General features: G+C 62.7%; 11 protein-coding genes. 10 read left to right on the forward strand and 1 reads right to left on the reverse strand.

Annotated elements, in window-relative coordinates; genetic code table 11:
* The 6 genes from ABR948_RS22425 to ABR948_RS22450 all read left to right on the forward strand — a co-directional run.
* Positions 1-340 (forward strand): NAD(P)/FAD-dependent oxidoreductase (locus ABR948_RS22425; protein ID WP_428122203.1); only part of this gene is annotated, 340 nt, incomplete at its 5' end.
* A 93-nt stretch (positions 341-433) separates the two neighbouring features.
* Positions 434-688 (forward strand): DUF6489 family protein, encoded by a 255-nt coding sequence (locus ABR948_RS22430; RefSeq protein ID WP_428122205.1) that lies wholly within the window; start codon positions 434-436, stop codon positions 686-688.
* Positions 688-1,488 (forward strand): esterase/lipase family protein, encoded by an 801-nt coding sequence (locus ABR948_RS22435; RefSeq protein WP_428122208.1) that lies wholly within the window; start codon positions 688-690, stop codon positions 1,486-1,488. The genes ABR948_RS22430 and ABR948_RS22435 overlap by 1 nt, the downstream gene beginning before the upstream one ends.
* 78 nt (positions 1,489-1,566) lie before the next feature.
* Positions 1,567-3,114 carry a WS/DGAT/MGAT family O-acyltransferase gene (locus tag ABR948_RS22440; protein WP_428122210.1) on the forward strand — a complete coding sequence of 516 codons (1,548 nt, stop codon included), beginning with the start codon at positions 1,567-1,569 and terminating at the stop codon, positions 3,112-3,114.
* A 31-nt stretch (positions 3,115-3,145) separates the two neighbouring features.
* Complete coding sequence (locus tag ABR948_RS22445; protein ID WP_428122225.1) at positions 3,146-4,141, forward strand: alpha/beta fold hydrolase; 996 nt, start codon at positions 3,146-3,148, stop codon at positions 4,139-4,141.
* A gap of 155 nt (positions 4,142-4,296) precedes the next feature.
* Positions 4,297-7,530 (forward strand): bifunctional cytochrome P450/NADPH--P450 reductase, encoded by a 3,234-nt coding sequence (locus ABR948_RS22450; RefSeq protein WP_428122213.1) that lies wholly within the window; start codon positions 4,297-4,299, stop codon positions 7,528-7,530.
* Between the two features lie 169 nt (positions 7,531-7,699).
* Here ABR948_RS22450 and ABR948_RS22455 read toward each other — a convergent pair whose 3' ends face one another.
* Positions 7,700-8,593, reverse strand: a complete 894-nt coding sequence (locus ABR948_RS22455) for an alpha/beta fold hydrolase (RefSeq protein ID WP_428122227.1) — start codon at positions 8,591-8,593, stop codon at positions 7,700-7,702.
* Between the two features lie 215 nt (positions 8,594-8,808).
* Between ABR948_RS22455 and ABR948_RS22460 the strand changes: the two genes are divergently transcribed.
* The 4 genes from ABR948_RS22460 to ABR948_RS22475 all read left to right on the forward strand — a co-directional run bounded on the left by ABR948_RS22460 (position 8,809) and on the right by ABR948_RS22475 (position 11,562).
* Complete coding sequence (locus tag ABR948_RS22460; protein WP_428122215.1) at positions 8,809-9,189, forward strand: hypothetical protein; 381 nt, start codon at positions 8,809-8,811, stop codon at positions 9,187-9,189.
* Positions 9,190-9,191: 2 nt separating this feature from the next.
* On the forward strand, positions 9,192-10,274 hold the full coding sequence (locus tag ABR948_RS22465) for an alpha/beta fold hydrolase (RefSeq protein ID WP_428122218.1): 1,083 nt from the start codon (positions 9,192-9,194) through the stop codon (positions 10,272-10,274).
* A complete protein-coding gene (locus tag ABR948_RS22470) occupies positions 10,271-10,867 on the forward strand; it encodes a GNAT family N-acetyltransferase (RefSeq protein ID WP_428122220.1) in 597 nt (198 codons plus the stop codon). The genes ABR948_RS22465 and ABR948_RS22470 overlap by 4 nt, the downstream gene beginning before the upstream one ends.
* Positions 10,868-11,079: 212 nt before the next feature.
* The gene (locus ABR948_RS22475) at positions 11,080-11,562 is read left to right on the forward strand and encodes a phasin (protein WP_428122223.1); all 483 of its coding nucleotides are present in this window, start codon (positions 11,080-11,082) and stop codon (positions 11,560-11,562) included.
* The last annotated feature ends 200 nt before the right edge of the window (positions 11,563-11,762 follow it).

Consider the following 11,762-nt stretch of genomic DNA (forward strand, 5'->3'; position numbering starts at 1 on the left):
GAACCGGGGCATTCGTCTCACCACCGGCGTCGAATTTGCCCGTCGTGACGCGCCGGCGACGCCGATCCAGATCAAGCAGGCGCTGCCGCGGGCGCACGCTCTGTTTCCGCTGGGCGAGCCGGTCGATGCAAAACCCTGGATGGGGGCGCGGCCGTGTTTGCCCGATATGGTGCCGGTGATCGGGCAGGCGCCACGCCATCCCGGGCTGTGGTTCGATTTCGGACACCAGCATCACGGGCTGACGCTGGGTCCCGCGACCGGCCGCTTGCTGGCGGAAATGATGACCGGCGAGACGCCTTTTGCCGATCCCACGCCCTATGCTGCAGCGCGTTTTGGTTGACCATAAAGAGCTCCCATCCTTTAGGCGACTTGCGTCCTGTGGCCTGTCGCGGCGATACTGCTGCAAGTTGTCTAGATGCAATCGGGAGTACACATGAAGGTAAACGTTGAGATAGATTGCACGCCGCTGGAAGCCCGGCAGTTTTTCGGACTTCCGGATGTGCAGCCGATGCAGACGGCGGTGATGGAAAAACTCCAGACCCAGATGATGGCCAATATCCAGAAGGTTTCCCCGGAAGCGCTGATGCAGAGCTGGTTGACCTTCGATCCGAAGATCGCCGAGCGATTTTCGGACATGTTCGTAACCATGGCGGGCCTCGGCGGCTCGCGCGCCGCCGATAAGAAATAATGCCGCCGGATGACCGCGGCGAATCGCCCGCACCGGGCCGGCTGCGTCCGCCCGGTCTCGGCCTGCTGCTGGCCGAGATGCGAGGGATATTCGAGTTCAACACCAGCCTGCTGCTGTCGCCGCTTCTGATGCGCGCGCGCAAGGGCGACGGTCATCCGGTGCTGACATTGCCGGGTTTCCTCGCCAGTGACCTGTCGATGGCGCCGATGCGCAGATATCTCAGGGAACTCGGCTACGACGCCTATGCCTGGAAGATGGGCCGCAATGTCGGGGGCGTTGCGCGGATGCGGGCCGCGCTGCGCGACCGGCTCGCCGAGATTCATGCCAGTACCGGCCGCAAGGTCAGTGTCGTCGGATGGAGTCTGGGCGGCATCTTTGCGCGCGATCTGGCGCTGCAGGCGCCGGAACAGGTGCGGTGCGTGGTGACGCTGGGCAGTCCGTTCGCCAACGATGTGAGAGCAACCAACGTCACCCGGCTTTACGAGGCGCTGTCCGGTGAAGCGGTCGCGGATGATTCCGAACTTCGAAAGGCTATCGCCGGCGATCTGCCGGTTCCGGCGACGTCGATCTATTCACGCAGCGACGGCATCGTGAACTGGCGAACCTGCCTCCAGCGTCCCTCCGATACCGCCGAGAATATCGAGGTGTACCTCGCCAGCCATACCGGCCTCGGCGTGAACGCGGCCGCCTTGTGGGCGGTCGCCGACCGTCTGGCGCAAGCCGAGGGCCAATTCAGTCAATTTGATCGATCGGGGCCGTTTGCCATTGCATATGCGCCTCCGGAACAGGCACAATCCTGACCGACGTTCCCGGATAGGGGCCGTCTGAACGCCAGAAGCGCCAGCAAGGCGCCGCGTGACACTGCGAGGGAGGAACACATGAGTGACGCCAGGAAGCTGTCCTCGATGGATGCGTCGTTTCTGTATCTGGAAACGCCGGAAATGCCGATGCATGTCGGGAGCATGGCGATCTTCCGTCTGCCCGACGACTACAAGGGCAATTTCTTCGAGGAGTTCAAGGCGATGATCGCCTCGCGGCTGCATATCGCGCCGATCCTTAAAGCACGGCTGGAAAAGGCGCCGCTCGACATCGATCATCCGTCCTGGGTCGAGGACGACCAGTTCGACATCGACCGACATATCTTCCGCGGCAGCCTTCCGGCGCCTCACGATCGCGCGACGCTGGAGCGCATCGTCGGCTGGATGCATGCCAAGCTGCTCAACCGCGCGCGTCCGTTGTGGGAATTCTATGTCTTCGAGGGCATGAAGGACAACGAGATCGGGCTTTATTCCAAGATGCACCACGCCTGCATCGACGGCGGTGCCGGCGCCGCCCTCACCAACATGATCTACGACGTCACGCCGGTTCCAAGACAAATCGAGATACCGACGGTATCAGCGAAAGTCGAACAGGAGCCGCGCGACATCGCCGCCAATTTCATCGATTCCTATCAGCAGCTCTGGCGTCAGCCTTTCGATGCCTCCGCGGCCGCCAAGGGCATCGATCTGCCGCGCACCGGCAAGAGCGATCTCGGATCGATCCTGTTCGACAACGCGATGTTCCAGATCGAATCCGCGGTCAAGTTCGTCGGCAGCGTTCCGACCATGCTCAAAAGCGTCTCCGATGTGATTGGAAAGATTTCCGATCCGAAATCGCGCGACAGCATCGCCAGCATGGTGTCGCCCTCGACGATCCTCAACAAATCGATTTCATCGGAGCGCAGCTTTGCCGGCGTATCGATCCCGCTGAGCCGGGCCAAGGCGCTGGCCAAGCAGGCCGGCGGCAAGCTCAACGACGTGGTGCTGGCGATCTCCTCCGGCGTGGTGAGGCGCTATTTGCTGGAAAAGGGCGCGCTGCCGGCCAAATCGATGACCGCCGCGGTGCCGATCTCGTTGCGGGAGGAGGGCAATACCGATTCCAACAACCAGGTGTTCGGCATGATCTGCTCGATCGCGTCCAACATCGAAGACCCCAAGGCGCGGCTCGAGGCGATCATCGCGCAATCCACCAAGTCCAAGGAGATGTCGCATCCGCTGCGGGCCTTGATGCCGCAGATGTCCAACATCTCGATGCTGGGCGCGCCGATTCTGGTCCAGATTCTGGCGCTGCTGTACAGCCGCTCCAGCCTGTCGGATGTGCTGCCGCCGGCGGCGAATATCACGGTGTCCAACGTGCCCGGGCCGCGCCAGACGCTGTATGCCGCGGGCGCCGAGCTGCTGCACATCTTCCCGGTGTCGATCGCGACCCATGGGCTGGCGCTGAACATCACCGTGCAAAGCTACCGCGATCAACTGGATTTCGGCTTCATCGCCGGCGCCAACATCATTCCGCACGTCCAGGTGCTCTGCGACATGCTGCCGGGAGAATTCGCCGCTCTTGAAGCCGCCTTCGCCCCGCCGGCCGATCTCAAGAGCGCGGCAAGCTAGAGCGCGCGCTAGACCAAGTGAGGCCGTGACAATGATTGAAATGCCGCCACTGCAGTTCGCCCCCACCAACGGCATTCGCATGGGCTACTACGAAGCCGGCCCGACCACCGACACGCCGCCGGTCATTCTCTGCCACGGCTGGCCGGAGATCGCGTTTTCATGGCGCCACCAGATCAAGGCGCTGGCGGCAGCCGGCATCAGGGTGATTGCGCCGGATCAGCGCGGCTACGGCGCCACCGACCGGCCCGAGCCCGTCGAATCCTATGACATCGAGCACCTGACCGGCGATCTCATCGGCTTGCTCGATCATCTCGGGATCGACAAGGCCATCTTCGTCGGTCACGACTGGGGCGGCTTTATCGTCTGGCAAATGCCGCTGCGGCACATCGATCGCGTCGCCGGCGTTGTCGGAGTCAATACGCCGCACACCAACCGTGCATGGGCGGATCCGATCGAGCTGTTGCGCACGCGCTTCGGCGATCAGATGTATATCGTGCAGTTCCAGGACCCGGCGCACGAGCCCGACCGGATATTCGGCAGCCGCGTGGAGCAGACTTTTGATGCTTTCATGCGCAAGCCGGTGCCGCGCCCCGACAGCGCACCGGAGGAACAGGTGGTTGCCGGCGTCGGCGCTTCCCCGCGACTTAATCTGGCGTTTCCGCAGATGATTGCCGGCTACGACGCCAGGCACGATCCGCGCACGCCGATCCTGTCGCCGGAGGAAAAGAAGGTGTTCGTCGACACCTTCACCAGGACCGGCTTCACCGGCGGCATCAACTGGTACCGCAACATGTCGCGCAACTGGCAGCGCTCGGCCGGGATCGATCACACCGTGCGTGTGCCGTCGCTGATGATCATGGCCGAAAACGATCAGGTGCTGCCGCCGTCCTCGGCCGACGGCATGGAGAAGATCATTCCTGATCTCGAGAAATACCTGGTTCGCGGCAGCGGCCACTGGACGCAACAGGAAAAGCCGGACGAGGTCAGCGCCAAGCTGATTGAATGGCGTCGAAAGCGATTCGGGTGACGGAATTAATTCATCGTCATTGGGAGCGACTCGATCTGTCATTCCGGGGCGATGCGAAGCATCGAGCCCGGAATCTCGAGATTCCGGGTCCGGTCCTTCGGACCATCCCGGAATGACGAATCCCCTTTGATAAAGTCGCAGGAGACAAGTTCACGATGGCGTCCACCAACAAACTGAGCCCGATCCCCCATCCGCCGAAAAAGCCGGTGGTCGGCAATATGCTGTCGCTGGATGCCAAGGCGCCGGTACAGCATCTGGTGCGGCTGACCAAGGAGCTGGGGCCGATCTTCTGGCTGGACATGATGGGCGCGCCGATCGTCATCGTCTCCGGTCATGACCTCGTCGAGGAGCTCAGCGACGAGAAGCGCTTCGACAAGGCGGTGCGCGGTTCGCTGCGCCGGGTGCGCGCGGTCGGAGGCGACGGATTGTTCACGGCCGATACCAGGGAGCCGAACTGGAGCAAGGCACACAACATCCTGATGCAGCCGTTCGGCAATCGGGCCATGCAATCCTATCACCCGAGCATGGTCGATATCGCCGAACAGCTGGTGAAGAAGTGGGAACGGCTCAACGGCGATGAGGAGATCGACGTCGTCCACGACATGACCGCGCTGACGCTGGATACGATCGGGCTGTGCGGTTTCGACTATCGCTTCAATTCATTCTATCGCCGGGATTATCACCCGTTCGTGGAATCGCTGGTGCGCTCGCTCGAAACCATCATGATGACCCGCGGCATTCCCTTGGAGGGCCTCTGGCTGAAGAAACGCCAGCATGAACTCGCGCAAGACGTGGTGTTCATGAACAAGATGGTCGACGAAATCGTCGCCGAGCGCCGCAAGAATGCCGAGGCCGCCGAAGGCAAAAAGGACATGCTCGGCGCCATGATGACCGGCGTCGACCGCGCCACCGGCGAGCAACTCGATGACGTCAACATCCGCTACCAGATCAATACCTTCCTGATCGCGGGGCATGAAACCACCAGCGGGCTGTTGTCGTGCACGATCTACGCGCTGCTCAAGCACCCCGAAGTACTCAGGAAGGCCTATGAGGAGGTCGACCGCGTCCTTGGCTCCGATCTCGATGCGAGACCAACCTACCAGCAGGTGACGCAGCTCACCTACATCACGCAGGTTCTGAAGGAAGCGCTGCGGCTATGGCCGCCGGCGCCGGCCTATGGCATCTCTCCGCTCAGTGATCAGACCATCGGCGGCAAATACAAGTTGAAGAAAAACACCTTCATCACCGTGCTGGTGATGGCGCTGCATCGCGATCCCAGCGTGTGGGGGCCCAATCCCGATGCGTTCGATCCGGAAAATTTCAGCCGCGAGGCCGAGGCGGCGCGGCCGGTCAATGCCTGGAAGCCGTTCGGCAACGGGCAGCGCGCCTGCATCGGCCGCGGTTTCGCTATGCATGAGGCGGCGCTCGCGATCGGCATGATCCTGCAGCGTTTCAAGCTGGTCGATATCCATCGCTATCAGATGGTGCTGAAGGAGACGCTGACGATCAAGCCGGATGGATTCAAGATCAAGGTACGTCCGCGGACCGAGAAGGATCGCGGCGCTTACGCGGGACCGACCACGGCGGCGGTGTCGAGCGCGGCACCAGCGCCGCGCGCCCGGACCCGGCCAGGCCACAACACGCCGCTGCTGGTGCTCTATGGATCGAACCTAGGCACCGCCGAGGAACTCGCCACCCGCGTCGCGGATCTGGCCGAAGTCAATGGCTTCGCCACCAGGCTCGCGCCGCTGGATGATTTCGTCGGCAAGCTGCCGGAGCAGGGCGGCGTGTTGATTTTCTGCGCGTCTTATAACGGGGCTCCGCCCGATAACGCTGCGCAGTTCGTCAAATGGCTCGGCGGCGAGCTGCCGAAGGATGCCTTCGCCAAGGTCCGCTATGCGGTGTTCGGCTGCGGCAACAGCGACTGGGCTGCGACCTATCAGTGGATTCCGCGCGTCATAGATTCGCAACTGGCCGCGCACGGCGCGCGCAGCGTGTACGCCCGTGGCGAGGGTGACGCCCGCAGCGATCTCGATGGCCAATTCGAAAGCTGGTTCACAGCAATGGCGCCGGTGGCGACGAAGGAATTCGGCATCGATTCGAATTTCAGCCGCAGTGCCGACGACGAGCCGCTCTACCGGATCGAGCCGGTGGCGCCTTCCGCGGTCAATGCGATCGTTGCGCTTGGCGGCGTCGCGCCGATGAAGCTGCTGGTCAACAGCGAACTGCAAAACAAGTCAGGCGCCAATGCCTCGGATCGTTCGACCCGGCATATCGAGGTGCAACTGCCGCCCGGCATCACCTACCGCGTCGGCGATCATCTCAGCGTGGTGCCGCGCAACGATCCGGCATTGGTGGATTGCGTCGCGCGCCGTTTCGGATTTGTCCCCTCCGACCAGATCCGGTTGCAGGTCGCCGAAGGCCGCCGCGCGCAATTGCCGGTCGGTGACAGTGTTTCGGTCGGGCGGCTGCTGAGCGAGTTTGTCGAACTGCAGCAGGTCGCGACCCGCAAGCAGATTCAGATCATGTCGGAAAATACCCGCTGCCCGGTGACCAAGCCCAAACTGCTGGCCTATATCGGCGACGATGCCGCCGCCACCGATCGCTATCGCTCGGACATTCTGGCCAAGCGCAAATCGGTGTTCGACCTCCTCGAGGAGCATCCGGCCTGCGAATTGCCGTTCCACGCCTATCTGGAAATGCTGTCGCTGCTGGCGCCGCGCTATTACTCGATCTCGTCGTCGCCGTCAGCCGATCCCGCGCGCTGCAGCGTCACCGTCGCGGTGGTCCAGGGTCCTGCGGGTTCCGGACGCGGCGTCTACAAGGGCATCTGTTCGAACTACCTCGCCGGCCGTCACGCCGGCGAGACGATCCACGCCACGGTGCGCGAAACCAAGGCCGGGTTTCGGCTGCCCGACGACGTCTCCGTGCCGATCATCATGGTCGGTCCCGGGACCGGCCTGGCGCCGTTCCGCGGCTTCCTGCAGGAGCGCGCCGCGCGCAAGGTCCAGGGCGCGAAACTCGGCCCGGCGATGCTGTTTTTCGGCTGCCGTCATCCCGAGCAGGATTATCTCTACGCGGACGAGCTGAAGGCCTTCGCCGCCGACGGCATCACCGAACTGCATACCGCCTTCTCGCGCACGCAGGCGCCGAAGACCTATGTGCAGAATCTGATCGCGGCACAGCGGGAGCGCGTCTGGAATTTGATCGAACAGGGCGCGATCATCTATGTCTGCGGCGACGGCGGAAAAATGGAGCCGGACGTCAAGGCAGCATTGGTGGCGATCTATCGCGAACGCGCCGGCGCGGATGCGGCCGCGGGGCAGCGCTGGATCGACGATCTCGGCGCCAGGAACCATTACGTGCTCGACGTCTGGGCGGGGAGCTGACGCCGTCTATCAACGTGTCGTCCCGGCGTACGCCGGGACCCATACGCCGCGGCCTATCGATGTAACGACTCTGTTGGACAAATCCCTTTAACCACGGACATCAGTGGTTATGGGTCCCGGCGTTCGCCGGGACGACGAGATGAATATATCGTCATCAGTGCATTTTCTTTTAGTGCATTTTCTTGGCCGACGCGGCATGGGCGTGCTTGTCGATGGCGTCGATGATCTGCGGCCACATCGGGATCGGCAAGGCGTGGCCCATGCCTTCGATCATTAGGAGTTTCGCGCCGGGGACCGAGGCCGCGGTGTCCTTGCCGCCTTCCGGGCGGACCAGAGGGTCGACGGTGCCGTGGATGACCAGCGTCGGGGTCTTGACCGACGCCAGCCGCTCCTTGCGGCTGCCTGAGGCGAGGATGGCGCGAAGCTGCCGTCCGACGCCGGCGGGATTAAGTCCGCGCTCATAGCTGCGTTCGGCGCGTGAACGATCGAGCGCCTCGTCTTCCGGAAAACTGCCGACGCGCAGCACTTTCCAGGTCTGCGCGAAACGAACGAAATACTCTTCCTTGGTGGCCGGCGGTGGCGCCATCAGCACGGCGGTGGCCTCGCGGGTCGGTGGCGGCACTTTTGGGTTGCCGGTGGTCGACATGATCGAGGTCAGCGAGCGCACCCGCTGCGGAAACGAGATCGCCAGCTCCTGGGCGATCATGCCGCCCATCGACGCGCCCACCATATGCGCCGAGGGGATGCCCAGCGTATCCATCAGGCCGATGACATCCAGCGCCATGTCATGCAGCTTGTAGGGCGCCGCGACCGGAATCTTCAGGAACCGCATCTTGAGCAGCTCGATCGCGGTCAGGCGCTTGCCGCCGGAGAGCCTGCTGGACTTGCCGATGTCGCGATTGTCGAAGCGGATGACGCGAAAGCCGCGCGCCGCAAGCTGCCGGCAGAAATCATCGTCCCAATGGATCATCTGGGCGCCCAGGCCCATGATCAGCAGCAACGGCTCCGCGCCGGCGTCGCCAAAAATCTCGTAACAGAGCTCGATGCCATTGGCACGGGCCATTTGCGGTGGCTGATGGGCTGACGGGTTCACCCTGGCGTTCCCTTCCGAATGGTATTGTTACGACGACTCTATGACACGGTTTGTCGCGCTGCAGAAGGCTCCAGAAGGCTCTCTCCTGGCCTGGAAATCGGCACGCCGGGTTGACCGGCCCGGCGCAACGGTATGGAATGATTGAAAACAGGCGACGTAATCGCCGTCAATCCGGGGAGACGCCGATGGCCGACAAGAGCAACGATCCGGTCGTGCTGTGGCAGACCATGATCGGCGAGATGGAGAAGGGTTTCAACGCCTTCGCCAATCAGGCGATGGCGTCGCCGCAATTCAGCAAGGTCGTCAATCAGGTCGGCGGGGCCACGGCGGGTGCGCAGAAGCAGCTCGGCGACCTCATGGAAAAATACCTCGTCAGCATGAACCTGCCGAGCCGCGCCCAGATGGTCAATGTGGCCGAACGGCTGCAGTCGATCGAAGGGCAGTTGAACGAGATCAAGGCGCTGCTGCATCAGGTGCACAACGATCCCGCTGCGCCGCAGGGTGGCACCGCGGGCGCGCCAAAACCGCCGCGCACCAGACGTCCGCCACAGGCCGCCGGGGATTAAAAATGAACGCCGCCGCGGGCCTCGATCTGACATCCATACCGGAGCGTATTCAGTCCGAAGTGCAGCGTGCGATCCAGCGCAGCATCAAGGGCGTCGAATATCTGTCATCGTCGGGTCCGTCGCTCGGCGCGACGCCGAAGGACATCCTGCATGTGCGCGGCACGATGAACCTGTATCACTACCGGCCGGTCGTGGACGAAATTTACCGGGTGCCGATCCTGATCGTGATGGCGACCACCAACCGCGGCTATATCCTCGACCTGGTGCCCGGCCAGAGTTTTATCGAGTTTCTCTTGAAGCGCGGCTACGACGTCTACATGCTGGACTGGACCGCGCCGAAGCCGGAAGAGAAATCGTTGCGGATGGAGGATTACGTCCTCGACTTCATCCCGGATTGCGTCCGCCAGGTGCAGCGCGATTCCGGCGAGACCGATGTCACCGTGATCGGCTATTGCTTCGGCGGCGTGCTGTCGCTGCTCTACGGCTCGATCTTCCCTGACGGGCCGATGAAGAACCTGATTTGCTTCACCACGCCGGTCGATTTTCGCGAGATGAAGCTGTTCCAGAATTTCGCCGACCGGCGCTATTTCGACGTCGATCGCCTGATCGACAGCGTCGGCAACGTGCCGCCCGAGATGATCCTGTCATCCTTCGAGATGTTGCGGCCGGCCTCGCGCGTCGCGAGCCAGGTGCAATTGTGGGAGAACATCTGGAACGACGAATACGTCAAGTCGTACCGGATGTTCGATCGCTGGGCGACCGATACGCTGCCGCTGGCCGGCGAATATTTCCGCACCATCACCCGGGACCTGATGTGGGACAACAAGCTCTACAATGACGCGATGTCGGTCGGCGGCCGCAAGGCGGATATTGCCGCGATCAAGGTTCCGATCCTGCACGCGGTCGCCGAGCACGACCACATCGTGCCCTATGATGCCGCCAAACCCCTGATCCAGAAGATCGGCTCGGCCGACAAGCAGGAAGTGATCCTCAAGGGCGGCCATGTCAGCCTGGTCGCCGGCGCCAATGCCATCAAGCGGCTGTGGCCGAAACTGGATTCATGGCTGGGTGAGAGATCGACATGAGCGTTGAGACCCGTATTTATCCGCGCCGCGTCACGACCGAGGCCGGCGAGATCGAATTCCGGTTGATGTCGCAGGCCGATGAAGCCGCCGTGCTCGACTTCGCGCGAAAACTCCCGGTCCACGATTTGCTGTTTCTGCCGCGCGACATCAGCGAGCCGAAGGTACTGGCGGCCTGGATCAAGGAGATCGAGCGCGGCGCGATCATGAGCCTGCTGGCGGTGCAGGCGGGCAGGGTGGTGGGCTGCGGGACGCTGGTGCGCGATCCCCTGTCGTGGTCGCCCCATGTCGGCGAAATCCGCAACGTCGTTGCGACGGATGTGCGCGGCCAGGGGGTCGGGCGCGCGTTGACGCAGGAAATCTTTGCCCTCGCTTTAGGCGCCGGCCTCGAAAAGCTTGTCGTGCAGATGACGGTCGATCAAACCGGCGCCATCGCGATTTTCGAAGGCCTGGGATTCAAGGCGGAAGCGCTGCTGCGTGACCATGTGAAGGATAAGGCCGGCAAAAACCACGATATCGTCGTGCTCGGGCATAATGTGGCGCAGGTCCGGGCCCAGATGGAGGCCTATGGCCTGCCGGGGGCCGTGCAGCGCTGAAGACTCTCACGCGAAAACTGCCCCGGACGCGATCCGGGTCGGAGGCGGTTTACCGGGCAGATTGCCTAATCCGCACTCCGATCACGTATTCGTGATATCGCACTGCAACATTGATGTTGCGCCGCACCATTAACTATGGCACAACCATCTCGCCCCGGGCCAATCCGGACGGGGTGAGCCCATAGCTCAAAACCTGAGGATGGAGAGACCCAATGACCACCGAGACCCAAGCCAATTCCGTGCTGAACACCGTCAAGGAAGCTTTCGCACCCGTCACCGAAGCGCTCAAGAACCTCCAGAACATGGAAGTTCCCGAGGCTGCCCGTGAGTTCGTCAAGAAGACCGCCGGCACCGCCAAGGAGCGCGCCGCCGACCTTCACGCCGGCTCCGAGAAGGTGACTGCCGCGATCGAGACCGCTGTTGCCGGTTCGGTCAGCGAAGCCGCCAAGATCAGCCGGAATATCCAGCAGGCGATCTATCAGGACACCGAAACCTTCTTCGCGGGCATCGACAAACTGGCGTCCGCCAAGTCGCTCAACGAAGCGGTTCAGATCCAGTCCGATATGGTCCGTGCCAGCGGCGAAGTGTTCGTCTCGCGGGCGAAGTCGGCCACCGAATATCTCGGCAAGCTCGTCGCCGACGGTGCCAAGTCCGCGCAGGACAATTTGTCCAAGGTCTACAGCAAGACCGCCTGATCGCGATCGACTGACGGCCACTTATTCGAAGGCCCGCATCTGCGGGCCTTCTTTTTGACGCCTGTCCGCTTAGATCAGTTCCTCGTCTCTCCACCGTCATTCCGGACGACGCGAAGCGTCGATCCGGAATCTCGAGATTCCGGGTTCGTGCTGCGCACGCCCCGGAATGACGGCGATGGGGACGTCGCGCGATGGTTGAT

Origin of the sequence: Bradyrhizobium sp. (genome assembly GCF_050014615.1) — a bacterium.
GTDB lineage: Bacteria > Pseudomonadota > Alphaproteobacteria > Rhizobiales > Xanthobacteraceae > Bradyrhizobium.